Origin of the sequence: Streptomyces sp. CA2R106 (genome assembly GCF_037034245.1) — a bacterium.
GTDB lineage: Bacteria > Actinomycetota > Actinomycetes > Streptomycetales > Streptomycetaceae > Actinacidiphila.
This window is the reverse complement of the sequence record NZ_JBAGKC010000014.1, coordinates 120,199-141,101: the sequence shown is the minus strand read 5'-3', so window position 1 is coordinate 141,101 and position 20,903 is coordinate 120,199. Positions and strand designations below refer to the sequence as shown.

At 73.5% G+C, this 20,903-nt stretch carries 18 protein-coding genes and 1 riboswitch; of the genes, 6 read left to right on the top strand and 12 right to left on the bottom strand.

Annotated features, from left to right (window positions below; translation table 11 throughout):
* Window positions 1-200: 200 nt before the first annotated feature.
* On the bottom strand, window positions 201-344 hold the full coding sequence (locus tag WA788_RS20990; RefSeq protein ID WP_335979562.1) for a putative leader peptide: 144 nt from the start codon (window positions 342-344) through the stop codon (window positions 201-203).
* 36 nt (window positions 345-380) lie between these two features.
* Window positions 381-495, bottom strand: a riboswitch (SAM riboswitch).
* Between the two features lie 572 nt (window positions 496-1,067).
* Between WA788_RS20990 and WA788_RS20985 the strand changes: the two genes are divergently transcribed.
* From WA788_RS20985 to WA788_RS20975, 3 genes are all read left to right on the top strand, one after another.
* On the top strand, window positions 1,068-2,207 hold the full coding sequence (locus WA788_RS20985; protein ID WP_335979560.1) for an amino acid ABC transporter permease: 1,140 nt from the start codon (window positions 1,068-1,070) through the stop codon (window positions 2,205-2,207).
* Entirely contained in the window at window positions 2,204-2,977 is a 774-nt protein-coding gene (locus WA788_RS20980) for an amino acid ABC transporter ATP-binding protein (protein WP_443034072.1), read from the top strand. Before WA788_RS20985 ends, WA788_RS20980 begins: the two co-directional genes overlap by 4 nt.
* 136 nt (window positions 2,978-3,113) lie before the next feature.
* Entirely contained in the window at window positions 3,114-4,073 is a 960-nt protein-coding gene (locus WA788_RS20975; RefSeq protein WP_335979558.1) for an ABC transporter substrate-binding protein, read from the top strand.
* Between the two features lie 12 nt (window positions 4,074-4,085).
* On the opposite strand, the gene WA788_RS20970 is transcribed toward WA788_RS20975, so the two are convergent.
* The 11 genes from WA788_RS20970 to WA788_RS20920 all read right to left on the bottom strand — a co-directional run bounded on the left by WA788_RS20970 (window position 4,086) and on the right by WA788_RS20920 (window position 17,215).
* Window positions 4,086-4,937, bottom strand: coding sequence for an SMP-30/gluconolactonase/LRE family protein (locus WA788_RS20970; RefSeq protein WP_335979556.1), 852 nt, complete (start codon window positions 4,935-4,937; stop codon window positions 4,086-4,088).
* A gap of 51 nt (window positions 4,938-4,988) precedes the next feature.
* Complete coding sequence (locus WA788_RS20965; RefSeq protein ID WP_335979553.1) at window positions 4,989-5,849, bottom strand: fumarylacetoacetate hydrolase family protein; 861 nt, start codon at window positions 5,847-5,849, stop codon at window positions 4,989-4,991.
* A 91-nt stretch (window positions 5,850-5,940) separates the two neighbouring features.
* On the bottom strand, window positions 5,941-7,005 hold the full coding sequence (locus WA788_RS20960; protein ID WP_335979551.1) for a hydroxyacid dehydrogenase: 1,065 nt from the start codon (window positions 7,003-7,005) through the stop codon (window positions 5,941-5,943).
* Window positions 6,989-7,984, bottom strand: coding sequence for a dihydrodipicolinate synthase family protein (locus WA788_RS20955; protein WP_443034074.1), 996 nt, complete (start codon window positions 7,982-7,984; stop codon window positions 6,989-6,991). Before WA788_RS20955 ends, WA788_RS20960 begins: the two co-directional genes overlap by 17 nt.
* A 150-nt stretch (window positions 7,985-8,134) precedes the next feature.
* Complete coding sequence (locus tag WA788_RS20950) at window positions 8,135-9,256, bottom strand: NAD-dependent epimerase/dehydratase family protein (RefSeq protein ID WP_335979549.1); 1,122 nt, start codon at window positions 9,254-9,256, stop codon at window positions 8,135-8,137.
* A gap of 8 nt (window positions 9,257-9,264) precedes the next feature.
* A complete protein-coding gene (locus tag WA788_RS20945) occupies window positions 9,265-10,179 on the bottom strand; it encodes a carbohydrate ABC transporter permease (protein WP_335979546.1) in 915 nt (304 codons plus the stop codon).
* 2 nt (window positions 10,180-10,181) lie between these two features.
* Window positions 10,182-11,093: a carbohydrate ABC transporter permease gene (locus WA788_RS20940; protein WP_335979544.1), complete on the bottom strand. Its 912-nt coding sequence runs from the start codon at window positions 11,091-11,093 to the stop codon at window positions 10,182-10,184.
* A gap of 94 nt (window positions 11,094-11,187) precedes the next feature.
* The gene (locus WA788_RS20935) at window positions 11,188-12,444 is read right to left on the bottom strand and encodes an extracellular solute-binding protein (protein ID WP_335979540.1); all 1,257 of its coding nucleotides are present in this window, start codon (window positions 12,442-12,444) and stop codon (window positions 11,188-11,190) included.
* A gap of 83 nt (window positions 12,445-12,527) precedes the next feature.
* Window positions 12,528-13,832: a Gfo/Idh/MocA family protein gene (locus WA788_RS20930; protein WP_335979538.1), complete on the bottom strand. Its 1,305-nt coding sequence runs from the start codon at window positions 13,830-13,832 to the stop codon at window positions 12,528-12,530.
* Between the two features lie 100 nt (window positions 13,833-13,932).
* Window positions 13,933-15,747, bottom strand: coding sequence for a peptidase C14 (locus WA788_RS20925; protein ID WP_443034073.1), 1,815 nt, complete (start codon window positions 15,745-15,747; stop codon window positions 13,933-13,935).
* A gap of 589 nt (window positions 15,748-16,336) precedes the next feature.
* Complete coding sequence (locus tag WA788_RS20920; protein ID WP_335979536.1) at window positions 16,337-17,215, bottom strand: IclR family transcriptional regulator; 879 nt, start codon at window positions 17,213-17,215, stop codon at window positions 16,337-16,339.
* A gap of 216 nt (window positions 17,216-17,431) precedes the next feature.
* On the opposite strand from WA788_RS20920, the gene WA788_RS20915 reads away from it, so the two are divergent.
* From WA788_RS20915 to WA788_RS20905, 3 genes are read left to right on the top strand one after another with little or no spacing between them, the layout of a single operon-like run.
* A complete protein-coding gene (locus tag WA788_RS20915; RefSeq protein WP_335979535.1) occupies window positions 17,432-18,784 on the top strand; it encodes an aspartate aminotransferase family protein in 1,353 nt (450 codons plus the stop codon).
* Window positions 18,784-19,971 carry a mandelate racemase/muconate lactonizing enzyme family protein gene (locus tag WA788_RS20910; protein ID WP_335979533.1) on the top strand — a complete coding sequence of 396 codons (1,188 nt, stop codon included), beginning with the start codon at window positions 18,784-18,786 and terminating at the stop codon, window positions 19,969-19,971. The genes WA788_RS20915 and WA788_RS20910 overlap by 1 nt, the downstream gene beginning before the upstream one ends.
* A complete protein-coding gene (locus WA788_RS20905) occupies window positions 19,968-20,816 on the top strand; it encodes an amidohydrolase family protein (RefSeq protein ID WP_335979531.1) in 849 nt (282 codons plus the stop codon). The genes WA788_RS20910 and WA788_RS20905 overlap by 4 nt, the downstream gene beginning before the upstream one ends.
* Window positions 20,817-20,903: the final 87 nt, after the last annotated feature.

Below are 20,903 nucleotides of genomic sequence, written 5' to 3'. Positions count from 1 at the left end.
ACGGCATCGGGTGCCTACGAGGGCGCCGGGCCGCAGGTCCCCTCCGCACGCGGCGGACCGGCGGCCGCGGGGCCGGCGGCGGGCAGGCCGGAGGGAACCGGACGGGCCCGCACCGGGAACGGCGTCGTCCCCGGGTGGGCCGGCGGAAGGACGGAGGATGCGCGCAGAGCGCCAGGGTGAAGCGGGGGGGTGGAGCGGGCTCAGCCGGCGGTACGCGGCAGCCGGGCCGTCGGTGTGCCCGGACACAGGGCGCCGGCGACGCGCTGGAGGTCGATGTGGCGGCGCGAGTACGTGACGAGGCCGGGTACGCCGGGGGGCGTCGACTGCTCGCTGTCGCCGCGCACTTCGCACCTCCCGCCTCGATCGGCTCACGCCTGCCGAGCTCGCGCTTGCCGAGCCGCCGTCGGCTCCGCCGGGTCGTCACCTGGAGCACCCCACCGCGACGGAGGGTTGCCGGTCAGCCGGCCAGGGCCTTGGTTGCTGACGCTCATGACCTGCAAGCACGGTAACTCGGTGCCGTGTTCGAACACAATCCCCCCTCGCCGGACGCGATCCGCGCCACATCCGGCGGGCGCCGAGGGGGATTGCCCGGCCGCCGCCCTGCGGTTAACGTGCTGAGGGCACGGGCCCGGTGTCACGCGGCCCGCCACGACCGGTGTCCGCGGTCGTACCACCGGCCGTCAGGCCCGGCGCCCACAGCGCCGAAGACAGCGAGGGGACGGGCATGGACGCAGACCGACGCGGCCTGGCGCAGTGTCCCCGCGGCTTCGCCCGGACCCGGGTGGTCCGGCGCCATGTCGACCTGCTCCGCGTGTGCAGCGCCCTGTGTCCGGGGACGCCCGCGGCCCGCTGACGGCCCGCCGCCGTTCCTTCCGCACCTCCCGCACCTCCCGCTTTCCCACCGCCGCGCCATCGGTGCCGCGGCCCACTCCCCGGCGTGCGCGGCCGGCTGAACTCCCGCCCGCCCCTGCCCTCCTTCCCGGTGGCCCCGCCCGGCCGGCCGGCCCCGCGCGGGGCCGCCATGCCCGGATGCCGCCGCGCTCCCCGACGAGACGGGAACCCCGACGATGCCCCAGCACGACACCTCCGGGCCGGTCACCGCCGCCCCCGGCCACCCGCCGCCCCCGCCCGACCCGACCGCGCCCGGCAAACCCGCGGACGCGGGCCGGCCCGCGTCCGACCGGCCCACCACGTCCGCAGCCGATCAGCCCGCTGAGCCGAAATCCGACCGGCCGCCGTCCCCGGAGTTCCGCGCGCTGGACGTCCGCCCGGCCGACGCCTCGCTGCTCGCCGCCCGGATCGTGCCGCTGCGGCGGCCGGGGCAGTGGCTCTCGGCGGCGGTGCTGCTGGTGCTCTTCGCGATGCTCGTCCACACCCTGGCCACCAACCCGCGCTTCCAATGGCACGTGGTCGGCCACTACTTCCTCAGCTCCTCGATCCTGCACGGCCTCGAGCTGACCCTGTGGCTGACCGGCGCGGTGATGGCCAGCGGCTACCTGCTGGGGGTCGGCGTCGCCGCGATGCGGCTGTCGCGCAACCCCGTGCTGCGCGCGCTGAGCTTCGGCTACGTCTGGCTGGTGCGCTCGGTCCCGCCGCTCGTCCAACTGCTCTTCTGGTACGAACTGGCCTCGCTGTACCCGCGGTTGTCGGTGGGGGTGCCGTTCGGGCCGCAGTTCACGGGCGTCTCGACCGCGCACCTGTTCAGCGGGGTGCTGGCCGCCTACGTCGGGCTGACGCTGGACGTGGCCGCGTTCTCCTCGGAGATCGTCCGCGGCGGCATCCTGTCGGTCGACCGCGGGCAGCGCGAGGCGGCGCGGGCGCTGGGGCTGGGCGAGGGGCGGATCTTCCGCCGGATCGTGCTGCCGCAGGCCATGCCCGCGATCATCCCCGCCTCCGGCAACCTGCTGATCGGCATGCTGAAGGCGACCTCGATCGTCAGCGTCATCGCGGTCCAGGACCTGCTGTACTCCAGCCAGTTGATCTACAACCAGAACTTCCTGATCATGCCGCTGCTGCTGGTCGCCACCCTCTGGTACGTCATCCTGACCACGCTGCTGTCGGTCGGCCAGTACTACGTCGAGCGGCACTACGCGCGCGGCAGCGAGCGGCCCGGCGACCGTACCGCGCGCGGCTTCTGGCAGGTGGCCCGCGCGAACGTACCGCTGTTCGGGCCGGCCGGCACCTCCACCGCGGCGGGGCTGTCATGAGCGCCGACGGGCGGCCGCTGGTGCGGGTGCGCGGCCTGCGCAAGAGCTACGGCGCGCACACCGTGCTGGACGGTGTGGACCTCGACGTGCGCGAGGGCGAGGTCACGGTGCTGCTCGGGCCGTCCGGGTCCGGGAAGTCGACGCTGCTGCGCTGCGTGAACCACCTGGAGCGGCCGGACGCCGGGTTCGTGGAGATCGGCGGCGAGCTGGTCGGCTACCGGCACGACGGCGGGCGGCTGCACGAGCTGCGGGCGCGCGCGGTCACCCGGCAGCGGGCGGACGTCGGCATGGTCTTCCAGCAGTTCAACCTCTTCCCGCACCTGACGGTGCTCGGCAACATCGTCGAGGCACCGGTGGCGGTGCGCGGCGTCCCCCGCAAGCAGGCCGCCGCCCGGGCGCGCGAACTGCTCGAACGGGTGGGCCTGGCGGGCCGGGAGGACTCCTATCCCCGGCAGTTGTCCGGCGGCCAGCAGCAGCGGGTGGCGATCGCCCGCGCGCTGGCGATGGACCCGCGGCTGCTGCTCTTCGACGAGCCGACCAGCGCGCTCGACCCCGAACTCGTGGGCGAGGTGCTGGCGGTGATCCAGGACCTGGCGGTCAGCGGTATGACGATGATCGTCGTCACCCACGAGATCGGCTTCGCCCGCAAGGCCGCCGACACCGTGGTCTTCCTCGACGGCGGACGGATCATCGAATCCGGCGCCCCCGCCGACGTGTTGAGCGCGCCACAGCACGAACGCGCCCGCTCCTTCCTCGCCGCGGTCCTCTGACTCTTCCGCCCGCACCCCGCCCGCACCCCGCCTGCTCCCCCGCGGCCCCCTGCTGCCGCGCACCCGCCGGCGCCCTTCGCCGGTCTCCCCGAAAGGCACTCCCGTGACCACCGAACGCCGTTCCCACCGCCGCTCCGTGAGACTCGCGGCCACCGCCGCCGCCACCGCGGCCGCCCTCGCGCTGCTCGCCGCCTGCGGCGGCTCCTCCGGCGACTCCGCCGGCACCTCCTCCGACGCGGGCGCCAAACCCGCTGCCAGCGGCGGGAGTTCGACCGCGATCCCCACCCAGGACGTGGTCTCCGCCGTCACCGCCGACCCGAAGCTCACCGCCGAACTGCCCGCCAAGGTCCGCGCCAGCGGCACCCTGACGCTCGGCACCACCCTCCAGCCGGGCGTGCAGGGCCTGCCGCACGCCGGCCAGGACAACGGCAAGGACGTCGGCCTGGACGTGGACCTGCGCAACGCCGTCGCCAAGGTGCTCGGCGTCACCTGGAAGGTGCAGAACGGCACCTTCCCCACGATCATCCCCGGTGTGCAGAACGGCCGTTACGACGTCGGCCAGGACAACTTCGGCGCCACCAAGGAACGCGAGAAGGTGGTCGACTTCGCGACCTACCTCAACGACGGGCAGGCGTTCCTCGGTTCGCGCACCGTCTCCCTCACGTCGGTGAAGAAGCTCACCGACCTGTGCGGCCTGACCGTCGCCACCTCGCCCGGCTCGACCTTCCAGCAGATCCTCACCGACGGCGCCGGCGACTGCGCGAAGGCCGGCAAGAAGCCTTACAAGGTGCAGTACTTCGCCGACAGCGCGCCGATCTTCCTCGGCCTGGCCAACGGCAAGGTCGATGTGATGTTCGGCCCGACCCTCGGCCTGAAGTACGACGCGACCCGGATCGCGGGCACCAGGTTCCTCGGCCAGATCAGCACCACCGCCGTAGGCTTCGTCACCGCCCGCAACTCGCCGATCGCCCCGGCGCTGCGCGACGCGGTGAACAAGCTGATCGCCGACGGCACCTACGCGAAGATCTTCGCCAAGTGGGGGGTGCCCGGCACCGGCATCACCAAGTCCGAGCTGAACCCGGCCACGACCTTCTGACCCGGGGCCCGCTCAGCGGCTCACGCCGTCCCAGGCGGGCAGGGGCGCGCCCCGCGCACCCGGGCGCACCGCGAACAGGCCGCCGTCGGGCCCGCCCGCGCTGATCAGCAGCGTGTCGAGGCCGGGCCCGGCGAAGGCCGCGCTCGACGGGTGCGCCACGGGGACCCGTACGGTCGCCAGGTGCCGGGCGTCGGGCGCGTGGCAGCGCACCTCGCCCGCGCCCCACACCGCGAGCCACAGGTTGCCGTCGCGGTCGGTGCACAGCCCGTCCGGCAGCCCGCCGCGCACCGCGAGGAAGCCCCGGCGCGGCCCGGCCCGGCCGGTCACCGGGTCGTAGCCGCGGACCCGGACCAGTCCGGCGCCGGTGTCCACGCTGTACATCAGCGTGCCGTCGGGCGACCAGGCCAGGCCGTTGGAGCAGGTCAGGTCGGTGTCCAGGGGGCGGGGGCGGCCGTCGCCCGCGAGCCGGACCAGGATGTCCGCGCCGCGGCGGCCGTCGAGCGCGGCCGAGCCGACCAGGAAGCGCCCGGTCGGGTCGCAGCCGCCGTCGTTCAGCCGGGCCGGGGCGCCCTGCGGCAGCACCCGGGCGCCGGCCCGGCGGGTGCCGTCGGGCAGCAGCACCGTCAGGCCGTACCGGCCCGCGACCAGCAGGCGGCCGTCGGCGGCGCAGGCGACCGCGGCGGCCGGGCCCGGGAGGCGGTGCCTGCGCACCACCTCCACCCGGCCGGGCCGCAGCCGCCCCTCGTGGACCAGTCCGGCGTCGATGTCCACCCACAGCAGCCGTTCGCGCGGGCCGTCCCAGACCGGGCCCTCGGCGAGCCGGAAGCCGCCGGTGCGCACCGGCCGGGCGTCGAAGGTCAGCACCGCGCGGTCACCGGGCGGCCGCCGCGCCGGTCCGGGCCGCGTCGGGCGCGCTCAGGCATCGGCGCACACCGAGCGGTGCCGGCCGAGGCCGTCGATCTCCATCTCGACCACGTCGCCGGCGGACAGGTAGGGGAAGCGGCCGGAGAGCGCGACGCCCTCGGGGGTGCCGGTGTCGATCAGGTCGCCCGGCTCCAGGACCAGGTACTGGGACAGGTGCCGGACGATCTCGGCGACGCCGAAGATCATGTCGGCGGTCGAGGAGTCCTGCCGGGGCTCGCCGTTGACCCAGGAGCGCAGCCGCAGCGCCTGCGGGTCGGGCACCTCGTCGGCGGTCAGCAGCCAGGGGCCGAGCGGGTGGAAGGTCTCGCAGCTCTTGCCCTTGGCCCACTGGCCGCCGGGGGTGCCGAGCTGGAAGGCCCGCTCGGAGACGTCGTCGCCCAGCGCGTAGCCGGCGACGTACGCCAGCGGGTCGTCGTCCGCGGCGAGGTAGCGGGCGCGGCGGCCGATCACCACGGTCAGCTCCACCTCCCAGTCGGTCTGCCGCGAGCCGCGCGGGATGAGCACGGTGTCCTGCGGACCGACCACGGTGTTGGGGCTCTTGTGGAAGAGGATCGGCTCGGTGGGCGGTTCGGCGCCCGACTCGCGGGCGTGGGCGGCGTAGTTCTGGCCGATGCACAGCACCGCGCCGGGCCGGGCGACGGGCGCGCCGACGCGCAGCCCGGCGAGGTCGGCGGCCGGGAGTTCGGGCAGCGCGCCCGCGGCCAGCGCGTCCCGGGCCCGCGCGGGGCCGTCGGCGGCGAAGAAGGCGGGGTCGATGTCGGGGGTCAGGCCGGACAGGTCGTACGTCCGGCCGTCGGCGGTGCCGAGCACGGGGCGCTCGCCGCCGGCCGGTCCCAGGCGCATCAGGCGCATTGGTGTTCTCTCCTCGTGCGGGTGATGCGGGTGCGCATCGGGGTGCGGGCAGGGGTACGGGTGCGGGTGCCGGCCGGTGCCGGGTGTACGGCTACTCGACGCGTGCCAGCGCGTCGCGGTCCACCGCGTGCCGCAACTCCTCGCCCCGCAGGTGCCGTTCGACCTCGGCCACGGTGCTGTCGCCCAGCGCGTGCCGCCCCTCGACGGTCGCCGCGGCCTGATGGGGCGTCAGCAGCACGTTGGGCAGGGCGCGCAGCGGGTGGCCGGTGGGCAGCGGTTCGTCGTCGTAGACGTCGAGGGCCGCGTCGATCCGGCCCGTACGCAGTTCGGCCAGCAGCGCGGCCTCGTCCACCAGCCAGGACCTGGCGGTGTTGACCAGCCCGGCGCCGTCGGGGAGTAGGGCCAGCTCCCTGCGGCCGAGCAGGTGCCGGGTCTCGGCGAGCGCGGGCGCGTGCACCGCGGTGATCCGGCTGCCGGCCAGCACCTGGTCCAGCCCGGCCACCCGCACCCCGAGCGCGTGCGCGTCCGCCGGGTCGAGATACGGGTCGGCCACTGTCACCTCGGCGCCGAGCGCGCGGACCAGGGCGATGTACGCGCGACCAGTGCGGGAGGCGCCGATCACGCCCACCGGGCAGCCGAGGATCTGGTGGCGCTCGGGCGCCGCCTCGGCCTGCTCCCAGGGCGCGCCGGAACGCAGCGCGTGGTCGAAGCGGTGGACGCGGTGCAGCAGGGCGAGGGTGAAGGCGAGGGCGACCTCGGCGACCGGCCGGGCCATGGCGGCGCCGGCCTGGGTGACGCGCACCCCGCGGGCGAACACCTCCCGGGTGACATACGGGCTCACCGCTCCCCCGGTGTGCGCCACCAGCCCCAACCGAGGTGCGCCCGCGAGCAGTTCGGCGTCGAGCCGGGCGGTGCCCCAGCCGGTGACGAGCACGTCGGCCGCGCGCAGGGCGGCCGCCAGCTCCGCCCGGTCGCCGGGGTGTTCGACGGCCACGACCTCGGCCAGTCCGGTCAGCCGCTCCCAGGACGCGCCGGTGAACAGCTGCCGACGCAGCGCCTGCCCCACGGCGACGACGACCACGGCCCGCCCGCCCCGCGCCGACTCCCCGCCGGCGAGGGGAGGCCGGGGGCCGCCGGGGTCAGGAGAGCCAGGCATCGCGGTGCTCCGCCACGAAGGCGTCGTCGGTCAGCCAGGGGTAGGCGGCGGCGACGCGGGCGATCTCCTCGGCCTGGCGCGGGGAGAGCCGTTCGGCGGGGTCGAGGCACCAGGTGCCGGCCAGCAGGCCCTGGCGGCGCAGGACTTCGTGGACGCCGGGGATGCAGCCGCGGAAGGCGTTGCGGACGTCGAAGACCGCCGCGTTGGCCTCGCTGAGCTGCGGGGCCCGGCGCAGCAGGTCGGTCATGAGGTCCTGGTCGCCGGCGCGGGCCGCGCGGACCTCGGCCAGCATCCGCACGGCGCCGCGGGTCCACACCGCCCACTGCCCGAGCAGCCCGCCGGCGAACCAGCGCAGTTCGCCGCCGGAGGTGCGGTAGGGGGTGAGCAGGTCGTGGAGGATCGCGTCGTCGTTGCCGGTGTACAGGGCGACCTGCCCGGCGCGGTCGCTCGCGGCGACGGCGGCGATCACCTCGGCGGTGCGGTAGCGGTCGAAGGGCGCGGCCTTGATCGCCACCACGGAGGGGATCTCCGCGAACGCCCGCCAGAAGCCGGCCGACAGGTAGCGGCCCCCGACGGCCTCCTGGAGGTAGAAGCCGACCACGGGCAGCACCTGGCCGACGGCGCGGGCCCGCTCCAGCAGCCCGGCCTCGTCGGCGCCGGGCACCGCGGGGCTCAACAGCACCGCGTCGTAGCCGAGTTCGGCGGCGAGTTCGGCCTCGGCGACGGCCTGCGCGGTGTAGCCGCAGGCGCCCGCGATCTTCACCACGGGGCGGCCGGCCTCCTTGTCGGCGGTCTCCGCGGCGAGTTCGAGCACCGGGCGGAGCAGGCCGACGGCGGCGTCCCTGATCTCGAACTGGGTGGTGTGCACGCCGACGGCGATGCCGCCGGCGCCCGAGGCCAGGTAGTAGCGGGTCAGGGCGCGCTGGCGCCGTTCGTCCAGACGGCGTTCGGCGGTGAGGGCCAGCGGGTGGGCGGGTATGACGGTGCCGGCGGCGAGCAGGTCGAGCGGGCTCGCCCCGCCCGGTGCGCTGCCGGGAGCGGCGTCCGGGGTGCGGCCGGAAACGCTTGCGGGGGCGCCGTCGGTGCCGGTGGGGGCGGCGGTGCCGGGGGTGCGGGTGGACACGGTGGGTCAGAACCTTCCGTCGCGGACGTGGAACTTGGTGGGCCGGCCCGACAGCGGCAGCCCGCGCCGAATCCACTCGGCCTGCCAGCCGACGAGGGTGCGCAGCGGCACCGGCGGATAGCCGAACAGGGCGTGGCAGCGGCTCGCGTCGGACAGCAGGGCCGTGCCGGATTCCTGACCCGTCGTCAAGGATGCCTGTTCCAGGGCTGGTTCTCCGCCAGTAGTGGCCGCCCGGCCGAACTCCTCGGCGAACAGGTGCGCCAGCCGCCGTACGGACGCGGTCTCCGGCCCGGTGAGGTTGAGGGTGAAGGCTTCGGCGTCGGCGTGCAGCAGCGCGCGCAGCGCGACCTCGTTGGCGTACCCCTGCCAGACCACGTTGGCGTGGCCGGTGGTGACGTCGACCGGCTCGCCCGCGTGCACGGTGGCGGCGATGTCGGCGAGCACCCCGTACCGCAGGTCGATCGCGTAGTTGAGCCGGAGCAGCGCGACGCGGGTGCCGTGTTCGGCGGCGTGGTGGCCGAAGACGCGTTCGCGGCCCAGGCACGACATGGCGTACTCGCCGACCGGGCCGACCGGGTCGGTCTCGGCGGACCCGGCGGAGGCGGTGTCGACCAGCGGGTAGACGTTGCCGGTGGAGAAGGCGGCGATGCGCGCGTCGCGGTAGCGGCGGGCGATCCGGTCCGGCAGGGCGGCGTTGACCGCCCAGGCGTGCGCGGGGTTGCCCGCGGAGCCGAACTTGGCGCCGACCATGAAGACCGCGTTGCCCGCGTCGGGCAGTTCGGCCGGGTCGCCGTCGAGCAGGTCGAACGCGACCGGGCGGACGCCCTCGGCGGCGAGCGCGTCGGCCGCCTTCCGGTCCGACCAGCGGGACACGGCGTGCACCGCGAGGTCGCCGCGGCCCGCGGCGTCCAGCGCGCGGCGGGCCAGCCGGCACAGGCTGGGGCCCATCTTGCCGCCCGCGCCGAGGACGACCAGGTCGCCGTCGAGGCGGGCGAGGTCGGCCACCAGGGCGGGTGACGGCGTGGCGAGCAGGTCTTCGAGCTGCTGCTCGTCCTCCGGGAAGCCGGCGGGGGACGGGGAGGCGCTCGGGGAGGTGGTCGGAGAGGTGCTCGGGGAGGTGTGAGGCATGTGCGTGGTCATCCTTTGACGGCCGAACCGGTGACGCCCTCGGTGAAGTACCGCTGGCCGGCCAGGTAGGCGGCGAAGATGGGGACGAAGGCGATCACCGAACCGGCGAGCACCTGGCTGAGCGGCACCTGCTGCTGTTGCAGCGACGCGATGCCGACGGTGAGGGTGCGCATGTCGCTGCTCTGGCCCATGACCAGCGGCCACAGGAAGTCGTTCCAGTGCCACAGGAAGACGAACGTGCCGAGCGTGGCGAGGATCGGCTTGAGCAGCGGCAGCACGATGCTGACGAAGATCCGCAGTTCGCTGCACCCGTCCAGCCGGGCCGCCTCGAACATCTCGTCGGGCAGGTCCCTGATGAACTGCCGCATCAGGAAGACCGCCTGGGCGTTGGCGAGGGTGGGGACGATCAGGCCCCAGTAGGTGTCCACGCCCCCGAGCTTCGCCATCATGATGAAGGTCGGGATCATCGTGACGTGGTAGGGCACCATGACCATCGACAGGAACGACCAGAACATGGTCTCCCGGCCGCGGAACCGCTTCTTCGCGAAGGCGTACCCGGCCAGCGAGGACAGCACCAGCACCCCGACCACCGACACCACCGAGTAGACGACGGTGTTCAGCAGCCAGCGCGGCACGTCCTGGGCGTCGAGCACCGCGCTGTAGGAGGAGCCGGACAGGTGCCAGGGCAGCAGGCTGCCGGGCAGCGACACCGCGGCGCCGGGCTTCAGCGACAGCACCAGCATCGCGTAGAAGGGGAAGACCGTCGCCACGGAGGCGACCGCGAGCAGCACCCCGCGGACGATCCGCCCGGCGGCGGTGGGTTGCAGCGCGCGGGGCACGGTGTCGCGCTCGCGGGTGCGGGTGGCCCGGCGGGGCCGGTCGGCCCGGCGGAGCCGGGCGGCGCGCACGGTCGCGTTCGCCATGGTCACTTCTCCTTTCCGAGCACCAGCCGCTGCACGAGCGCCACGACCACGGTCATCACGAACAGCACGCAGCCGAGCGCGCTGGCGTAGCCGAGGTCGCTGTACTTGAAGCCGGCGTCGTAGAGCTGGTACACGAGGCTGTAGCTGGCGTTGGCCGGGCCACCGCCGGTCATCACGTAGATGGCGTCGAAGATCTGGAAGCTGTTGGTGGTCTCGATCACCGCGAGGAAGAAGAACGCCGGCTTCAGCTGCGGGGCGACGATGTACCGGAAGCGCTGGAACGGCCCGGCGCCGTCCATCAGCGCGGCTTCCTCCAACTCCCTCGGTACGTCCTGGAGTCGGGCGAGCAGGATGAGCATGCCGTAGCCGCAGCGGGACCAGATGCCGACCAGGGCGATCGCGGGCAGCACCAGCGCGGAGTCGGTCAGCCAGGACTGGTCGGGCAGCCCGAGCAGGCCCATCAGGTCCGACCAGGGGCCCTTGGTGGAGAAGATCCAGATGAAGACGGTGGAGGCCAGGATGAGGCTGGTGACCACCGGCAGGAAGAAGATCGACCGGAACAGCCGCGAGCCGCGGAAGGCCCGCCGGGTCAGCAGCGCGAGCCCGAGCGAGGCGAGGATGGTGAAGGGCACCGCGATCACGCTGTAGACGACGGTCACCCGCAGCGAGGACCAGAACAGCGGGTCGTGCACCATCCGCTGGAAGTTCTGGAGCCCGGTGAAGTGGGTGGTGTCGCCGATGGTGTAGTCGGTGAAGCCGAGCACCAGCCCGGCGACGCCCGGGCCGAACCGGAAGGCCAGGAAGAGCAGGAAGCAGGGCAGCACGAACAGCAGCCCGATCCGGGCCTCCCGGCGCGCGTGCGGTCCGCGTCGGTTCTTCTGCGGGCGGGTGGTACGTTCCGCGACTGCGGCCACGGGACCTCCTTCGGAAAGCGGCGGGTGCTGCCGGGCGGGCCGCCCACCGGGGGCGGGCGGCCCGCAGCCGTACGGGCGGTGGGCGGCGGGGCGGTCAGCGCTTGCGGGCGATCAGCTGGTCGGCGGCCTGCGCCGCGTCGTCCAGCGCCTTCTGCGGGGTGGTCTTGCCGAGCAGCGCGGCCTGGATCTGCGGGGCGAGCAGGCCCATCACGTCACGCGCGGCCTTGTTGAGCGGCCCGACGTCGGTGCTGCCGAGCACCTTCTCGGTGGCCTGCTGGATGGCGTCGCCGGGGTAGAGCGCGGTGGCGTCGGTGCGCGGCGAGAAGTAGCCGCCCGGCGTCTGGAGCCCGGCGGAGTTCTTCGGCCGGGACACGTAGGAGATCCACTTGCCGGACAGCTCCTGGTTGGCGCCCTTGAAGACCGCGAGGGTGCCGACGGTGCCGTACGCCACGGACTTGGCGGCGGTCAGCGCCGGGCCGACCTCGATGTTCTCCTTGCCCCAGAACGGCTCGACCTCGGCGGCGGTGTTCTGCCAGGTGCAGGCGACCTTGTTCTTGGCGAGGTCGGTCTGCTCGATCTGCGGGGTGGTGGTGACCAGGTCCTTGGGTGTCCAGCCGTTGTCCACGAAGGTCTTCAGCCAGGTGAGGGCCTTGACGCCGGCCGCGCTGTTGAAGGCGGCCTTCTTGCCGTCGGCGGAGAAGACGTCCCCGCCGGCCTGCCACAGCAGCGGGTAGAAGGTCATGTTGAGGGTGGCGGTGGTGTCGCCGCTGTAGCTGGTGGCGTAGAAGCCCTTGGCCTTCAGCTTCGGGGCGAGCGCGGCGAGCTGGTCCCAGGTGGTCGGCGCGGTCGTCTCGCCGACGGCGTCCAGGACCTTCTTGTCGCACAGCAGCGGGTAGCTGGACATCAGCACCGGCGCGGCGTACGCCTGCCCGTCGACGGTGACCGCCTTGAGCGCGGCCGGGCGGTAGGCGGCCTTGTCCGCGGCGGACATCCACTTGGCCGCCGGGATCAGGTTGCGCTGGTAGGCGGAGAGCTGGTCGGGGATCAGGTAGGCCACGTCGGGGCCCTTGCCGGCGGCGATCGCGGTGGCCAGCGCGGTGTCGCGGTTGGCCCACGGGTAGGTGGAGACCTTGACGGTCACCCCCGGGTTCTCCTTCTCGAAGCCCTTGACCAGGCCGTCCCAGTACGCGGAGTTCGCCTTCGCGTCATTGATCACCGGGTAGACCCAGGTGTTGATCGTCTTCTTCGAGCTGGACCCGGAGCCGGTGCCGGAGCCGCAGCCGGCGACGGCGGTGGCGGTCAGGGCGGCGGCGACGGAGAGGGCGAAGGCTGCGGTGTTACGGCGTCTCACGGTGGTTCTCGCTTTCCGGGCGTGGAGCGGGCGTTGGCGGTCGTACGGGCGCGGGCGGGGCGGGCGGGGTCGGCTGGGCGGGGTCAGCGGAGCGGCACGGTCTCGACGGTGCCGCGGTGCCGGGAGCGTTCCGCGGCGAAGGCGGCGAGGTGGCTGCCGAGGGATTCCAGCGGGCCGGAGCGGATGTGGGAGCGGTCGCCGGTGGCGAGCGCGGTGACGAAGGACTCGACCAGGACGGTGTCGCCGCCGCCGTGGCCGTCGGCGGCGTTGGAGCCGCTGGCGCCCACGGCGAGCACCTGGACGGTGTCGTCGCGGAAGTCGTGCACGGTGACCCGTTCGCCGTCGCCGCGCAGCCAGCCGTGGCTGCCGAAGATCCGGGTCTGGCGGTGGGTCTGCTCGGTGAAGGCGGTCATGGTGAACACCGCGGTGGCGCCGCCGGACAGCCGCATGGCGACCACCTGGTTGTCCACCACGTCGTTGTCCGCGCGGTACACGCAGCGCCCGTACGGTCCGGTGCGCAGCGCCTCGGTGAGGACCGGCTCGTCCTGCGGGCCGGTGGCGTGCTCGGTGACGTGGTCGATCGGCCAGGCGCCGCCGGTGGTGCGCAGCGCCGGGTAGTACAGCTTGGGCGCGGAGTACGGGCAGGCCGGTTCGGCCGGGCAGTCCAGGCAGGTGGCGGTCGCGCCGGCCGGGGCGTTCTCCGGGCGGAAGTGGGTCAGGGCGCCGAAGCTGGCCACGGTCTCGATCCGGCGGCCGGTGACGTAGGCGATCCAGTCCAGGTCGTGGCTGGACTTGGCGAGGATCATCGGCGAGGAGTCCGCCTCGCGGCGCCACGGGCCGCGGACGTAGGAGTGCGCATAGTGCCACCAGCCGACCGGTTCCAGGTGGTCCAGGCCCGTGACGGTGCCCAGCACGCCGCTGTCCACGACGCTCTTCACCAGGTCGGTGTAGGGGGTGTAGCGCATGACGTGGCACACGGCGAAGGGCACGCCGGTCGCCTCGACGCCCTCGACGATGGCGCGGCACTCCTCCTCGGTGGGGGCGAGCGGCTTCTCGGTGAGTACCGCGTAGCCGGCCCGGGCCAGCGCGAGCACCGGTGCGGCGTGGTCGCGGTCCTGGGTGGCCACGATGACGCCGTCGGCCAGCGGGCCGCCGTTCGCCTCGGTCGCGGCGAGCAGTTCCCGCCAGTCGCCGTAGCCGGTCGCGGACGGCAGGGCGGCGCGCGCCTGGGGCCGGGGGTCGGCGACGGCGACGATCCGGGCCCGCTCGGGGTGTTCGCGAATCCACCCGGCGTAGGTCATCCCGCGGTTGCCCGCGCCCACGAGGGCGATCCGCACCGGGCGCCCCTGGATCGGGGTGCCGCCGGTGCTGCGCTGGTCGGTGGCCATGGTCTCTTCCTCACGGTGGACGTGGCGGTGCTGCGGGAACGGGTACCAGGGGGTGGTGGCCGGCCGGGCCCGGGAGGTGGAACGGGCCCGGCCGGCGGTCTCAGACCAGCAGGTTGCCGCTGGTGTGCCGGACCCGGTCGCCCTCGGCGGGCACCTTGGTGCGGGTGACGCCGTCCTCGGTGCAGCCGGTGTGCAGCAGGTAGCCGGCGCCGGTGAACGCGGCCGGGTCGAGTTCGATGCGGCCGCCGGTGAAGGACGAGCCGCCCGCGCGGTAGTGGTTGACGCCGTCGGTGATCAGCAGGTGCGCGGTCTTGCCGTCGGAGGCGCGGGAGTCCAGGCCGTCGAGCTGCCAGCTGACGGTGCGGTCGGCGCCGCTGCGGGCGAGGAAGGCGGCGGAGCTGTTGGTGCCGGTGAAGCGGGCGCCGCCGTCGATCCACAGCCGCTGGTCCTTGGCGGAGTCCAGCACCAGTCCGGTGTCGGCGAAGGTGCCGCCGTGCACCGCGGTGTCGGCGTGTGCGACGGTGCTCGGGGCGGCGCCGTCGCCCGCGCCAGTGAAGGTGCAGTGGTCCAGTACCAGGTCGCCGGTGCCGTTGAACTGCGCGCCGTCCAGGTTCTTCAGGGTGACCCGCATCAGGTGCACGTCGGAGCTGACGGTGGCCGCGGTGACCTCGGACGCCTTGCCCTGGGTGAAGGCGGAGTCGGCGATCACCGTGGGCCGCTTGGAGCGCGCGGACGCCTGCGAGACCACCAGCGGCCCGGAGGCGACGCAGCCGCGCAGCTGCGCGCCGTCGGCGTTGACCCAGATCATGCCGGAGCCGGCCTGGGCGTTGCCGATGACGAGCATGTCCTCCAGCGTCAGGTCGGTGATGTTGGTGCGGGCCACGAACCAGGAGCAGGCGTGCCGGCGGACGGTGACCCGCTTGGCCGCGCCGCCCCAGGCGGCACCGGAGTTGGCGAAGGTCATCAGGCCGGAGTTGCCGGTGAAGGTCAGGTCGTGCTCGAACTGGCCGTGGGTGACGAAGGGGCCCTGGTCGTCGCCGTCGCCGTGGCAGTTGGTGACGTAGCCGTAGGCGGAGGCGGTCCAGTCGTTGAGGTGCCGGGCGTTGGCGACGTGGCAGTCCTCGACGTGGCCGTACAGGCAGTAGATCTGCTGGGTGAGGTAGCCGGCGCCGCCGTACGTGACCGAGGCGGGGTTCTTCAGCTGGCACTCGGAGGTGCGGAAGTAGGTGCACCAGCGGCGGATGATCACCGGCCAGAAGGTGCCGGTGGCGTCGATGCCGGAGACGTCGCAGGAGACGGCGTACTCGTAGGCCAGCGGGTGCGAGCCGGTGACGGTGTCGTTGTCGGCGACGTCGGGGACGCCCTGGAAGACCATGTTGCGGACGTGGGCGCGTTCGACCGGCTCGACCCGGGTCCAGGTGAAGGTGCGCCCGGCGGCCAGGTCCCAGCCGATCTTGTAGTTGACCCGGATGTGCGTGCCGTCCACGATCTCGGTGACCTGGACGAGCTTCTGCACCTCCTTCTCGTACAGCCCGGTGCCCGCGGCCGCGTCGATCTCGACGGTCCACCACTGGCCGACGGTGAAGGACGCGCTCCCCGGCACCTCGAAGATGTCGGCGAGGTCGGGCATGGCGGCGGACAGCTCGGACTTCACCGTGGTGTCGGTGACGGTGCCGCGGAAGTAGAGCACCGCGCCGAAGGGGTTGTTGTAGCTGTTCGGCTCGATCCCGTCGGTGGTGACGAGGTGGCCGCCGAAGTCCAGTTCGATCCGGGAGCGGGAGAAGGTGTGCCGCTTGGTGAAGTTGAGGTCGGTGTGTGCCTCGATCCGGTGGACGGCCGGGTCGTCCATCATGGCGTCCAGCGCGTCGTCGGCCGGGGTGGAGGCGTCGGCGATGCCGAACTGGCGGAAGTCCAGCAGGCCGTCGTGGACCATGAGCCAGCGGCCCTTGCCGGTGAGGCCGGCCGGGCGCAGCACGGTGCCCCCGTTGGGGGCGGTGGTGGCGCCGGCGTCCCAGCGGGCGGCCAGGCCGCCGCCGTCGCCGGGGGCGTGGTAGCCGGAGACGAACGCGACCGCGCCGTCGGCGAGCGACTTCGGGTTGAGCGCGAGCAGGTGGGCGACGGTGTCCACCGCGATCGGGGCGGGGGACTTGTCGGCGGCCGAGGCGGTGCCGGTGCCGGCGGCGACCGCGGTGGTGGTGGCCGCGAGCAGCAGCCCGCCGATGCCGCCGGCCCGCAGCAGCCTGCGGCGGGAGGTGTCCGGGTGGCTCGGTTCGGAGCTCGACTCGGGGCTCTGGTCGGTGGTGGAACCCGGCACGGGGCCAGGAGAAACGTTCACGGTGTGCCTCAGCCTTCGATGGGCCTTAGGTGAGGACGAGTCCCGTGACGCTTGCCGGAGGGGCGGATGGCGGTGACGGACCGGTGCGGGAAAAGCGCAGACCAGGAGCAGGGTGCTGACGCGGCACCGTCCGATGGGGCGAGACGTTATGCCCCGGCCGGTGAATCGGTCAAGACCCCGCGGTGGCCGCGGTGCGTCCCTCCGACGTCGCCCCGGCGCCGCCGTGCCCGAGGCTCTGACTGATCTGATCGGCGAAGTCCCGTACCTGGAGGCCGAGTTCGCGGAACCGCCAGCCGGGCAGGTCGAGCTTCAGCCCGGTGATGCTGATCGCGCCGACGCACCGGTCCCGGTGGTCGCGGACCACGCTGCCGATGCAGAAGATCCCGTCGGCGTCCTCCTCGTCGTCCAGCGCGTAGCCGGTGGCGCGGATGTCGGCCAGGTGGGAGAAGAGCGTCGCCTCGTCGGTGATGGTGCGCGAGGTGCGGCGCGGCAGCCCGGTGCGGGCGATCAGCTCGCGGGCCTCGGCCTCGGGCATGGCTGCCAGCAGCGCCTTGCCGATGCCGGTGCAGTGCGGCAGTTCGCGGGCGCCCATCCGCAGGTCCAGCCGCAGTCCGCCGCCGGCGTCGACCTGGTCGACGATGACCGCCTGGCCGTCCTGGGGCACCGCGACGCGCGAGGCCATGCCGGTGGCGGCGGTCAGCTCGCGCAGCAGCGGGCGGGCCACGTCGCGCAGGGAGACCTGCGCCTGGGCGCGGTCGCCGAGCCGGGCCAGCGACATGCCCAGCCGGTAGCGGCGGTTCATGCCCTCGCCCTCGTCGGCCACCAGCCCGTAGTGCCGCAGGGTCTGGAGCAGCCCGAACGCGGCGCTCTTGGAGACGCCGCTGCGCTGGGCGACCTCGGTGACGCTCAGTCCCGCGCCCGGTCCGCCGGCGGCGAGCACCTCCAGCAGTTCCGCGGCTCTGGCCACGGTCTTCACCAGGTACTTCGGCTCCGCTCCCGGTGCCTGTCCCTGCTCGTCCGCGGACCCTTGCGCACCACTGTTCTGCATAGCGAAACAGTTTACCACCGGTTCCCCCTTGACCGGGGCGCGAAACCGGATCTAAGATCCCCTCACTGTTCGGATATTCAGAACAGTGTTCTTGAAAATCGTTCCTTCAGTGCAGCGAACGATTCCTGCGACGACCTGCCGGGCGGATGGCCTCCCGCGGTCCCGACCGGGCAGGGCCGGGACCGTCACCCACAGCATCGACGCGAGGAGCACCACATGACGCTCGCCGAGCGGGCCCGCCAGGTGATACCGGGCGGGGTCAACAGCGGCCAGCGCAGCATTCCCGGCCTCACCGACCTGGTGATCACCCGCACCGCGGGTTCCCGGTTCTGGGACAGCGACGGACGGGAGTTCACCGACTACCACGCCGCCTTCGGGCCGCCGCTGCTCGGCCACAACGACCCGGACGTGGCCGCCGCGGTCGCCGACGCCTCCGGCCGGCTGGGGCTGACCGGCGTCGCCGTCACCGAGGACGAGGTGCTGCTCGCGGAGCAACTGGCCGAGCTGGTCCCCTCGATCGAGCAGGTGCTGCTCACCAGCACCGGCAGCGAGGCGACCTTCCACGCGCTGCGGCTGGCCCGCGCGGTCACCGGCCGCCGGCTGGTGGTGAAGTTCCAGGGCTGCTACCACGGCTGGCACGACGCGGTGAGCCTCAACGTCATCTCCGCGCCCGACCGGGTCGGCCGGCCCGACCCCACCTCCACCGGCATCCTGCCCGAAGTCCTCGACGCCACCTTGGTGCTGCGCTTCAACGACGCCGCCGCGCTGCGCGAGGTCTTCGCCGCGCACGGCCGCGACATCGCCGCGGTGATCGTGGAGCCCGTCCCGCACAACGTCGGCGCGCTGCTGCCGACCGCGGAGTTCCTGCGCGCGCTGCGCGAGGAGTGCACCGCCGCCGGCAGCGTGCTGGTCTTCGACGAGGTGATCACCGGCTTCCGGCACGCGCTCGGCGGCTACCAGGAGATCAGCGGGGTCACCCCGGACCTGACCACCCTCGGCAAGGCGATCGCCAACGGCGCCCCGATCGGCGCGCTCGGCGGCCGCGCCGACCTGATGCAGCACTTCAGCAGCCGGCCCGGCGGCCCGGTGTTCTTCGCCGGCACCTACAACGGCCACCCGCTGCCGGTCGCCGCCGCGCTGGCCACCCTGCGCAAGCTGCGCGAGGAGCCGGTGCACGAGCACGTCTTCCGGCTGGGCGAGCGGGTGCGCACCGAACTGGCCGCGCTCTACCGGCGGATCGGCGTGCCCGCGGTCGTCACCGGCTACGGCTCGGTCTTCGTCAGCTACTTCATGCCCGGCCCGGTTCCGCTCAGCTACGACGACCTGCTCGCCAACGACACCGCGCTGTTCGTCGGCTACCGCCGCCACCTGATCGAGCACGGCGTCTTCGAACTGCCGCTCAACCTCAAGCGCAGCCACCTGTCCTACGCGCACACCGACGCCGACGTGGACCGGCTGCTGGAGGCGACCGAGGCGGCCGTCACCCGCACCCTCGCCGAGGGCGGCCCGAGCGACCTGGCGCACACCTCGACCATGGGCGGCGCCGCCGCACCGAACGGAGCCCGCTGATGCTCACCGTCAACACCACCCGCCCGCCCGGCCCGGCCGGCCGGATCAGCAAGGTCGAGACCCTCCAACTCGGCACCGCCTGGCGCGACTTCGGCTATGTGCGCATCCACACCGACGAGGGCCTGACCGGCGTCGGCGAGATCACCCACCCCTACCGGGTGGACGAGACCTGCCGGCTCGCCGAGGCCATGGGCCACCGCCACCTGCTGGGCGCCGACCCGTTCGACGTCGAGGAGCTCTGGCTGCGCATGTACCAGGGCGACTTCCTGCGCGGCGGCGACATCGGCGGCGTCGTCGTCTCCGGCGTCGACCAGGCGCTGTACGACCTGATGGGCAAGGCGCTGGGCGTGCCGGTCTACCGGCTCACCGGCGGCGCCACCCGCGACCGGGTCCGGGTCTACGCCAACGGCTGGTACACCGGCGAGCGGGAGCCGGCCGAGTTCGCCGCGAAGGCGCAGGAGACCGTCGCCAAGGGCTTCAGCGCGCTGAAGTTCGATCCGTTCGGTGCGGGCCTGCACGAGCTGGAACGCACCGAGCTGCGCCGCTCGCTGGCCCTGGTCGCCGCGGTGCGCGAGGCGGTCGGCCCGGAGGTGGACCTCTTCGTCGAGGGGCACGCCCGGTTCGCGATGGCCACCGCCCGCCGGCTGGTGCACGAGCTGGCGCCGTACGACATCGGCTGGTTCGAGGAGCCGCTGCCCTGGACGCACATCGAGCGCTACGCCGAGCTGCGGCAGATCGCGGCCTTCCCGATCTCCGGCGGCGAGCACTTCCACAACCGCTACGAGTACAAACAGCTCTTCGCCACCGACGCCGTCGACATCGTGCAGCCCGACCTGTCGATGGCCGGCGGCTTCACCGAGCTGCGCAAGATCGCCGCCCAGGCCGACGCGCACGGCATGCTCGTCGCCCCGCACAACTCCAACTCGCCGCTGTGCACCACCGCTTCGGTGCACGCCACGCTCGGCATCACCAATCTGAAGATCCTGGAGACCTTCGACGGGCTGCTGGAGCCGTACGTCTTCGACGCGGTGCGCGGCGCGCTGCCGATCACCGACGGGCACATCGAGCTGCCCACCGCGCCCGGGCTCGGCATCGAGCTGGTCGACGAGGTCTTCGCCGAGCACCCGCCCACCCACCGGTTCTGGAACATGTTCGCGGACGGCTGGGAGAAGAGGAACCGCACATGATCGTCGACGTGCACTCCCATCTCTTCCGGCACAGCCACGACTTCGACGACGTCTTCCGCGCCGAGTCCGCCCGGGCGCACGCCGGCGAGGTCGACCTCACCGTGCGGTACGAGGAGTACGCGGCCAGCGCGCCCGAGGGCACCCGGACCGTGGTGGTCGGCGGGAAGGCACGCCGCAGCGGCCTGTGGGTCGACGACGCGGCCGTGGCCGGCTACGTCGCGAAGCACCCGGACCGGCTGATCGGCTATCTCTCCATCGACCCGACCCAGCCCGGCTGGCAGGACGAACTGCGCCACGGCCACCAGGAGTTGGGGCTGCGCGGGATCAAACTGATGCCGATGTACGCCGGGTTCGACCCGGCCGACGAGGCGTACGAGCCGCTGTACGCCTACGCCGAGCGGCACGGGCTGCCGCTGCTGGTGCACACCGGCACCACGTTCGTCTCGCAGGCGCCGCTGGAGTACGCCATGCCGCGGCACCTGGACTGGGTGGCCATGCGCCACCCGGAGCTGCGGATGGTGCTGGCCCACCTCAGCCACCCCTTCGAGGGCGAGTGCATCGCGGTGATCCGCAAGCACCGGCACGTCTACGCCGACGTCAGCGCGCTGCACTACCGGCCGTTCCAGCTGTGGCACAGCCTGCGCCTGGTGCAGGACTACGGGGTGTGGGACAAGCTGCTCTTCGGCAGCGACTACCCCTTCACCACGGTGGACGACTCGGTGGAGGGGCTGCGCCGGATCGCCCGCATCCCGGGCATCCCCGGGCTGGACCCGCTCGACCAGGACGCGGTGGAGACGCTGATCCACCGCCCGTCGCTGGAGCTGCTCGGCCTGGAGGGGCCGTGACCGGCGCGGGTGCCTCCGGCGGCGCGGGCGGGGGGCGCTCCGGGACGGACCGGGCGGATGCGGACCGGGCTCGTACGGACCGGGCGC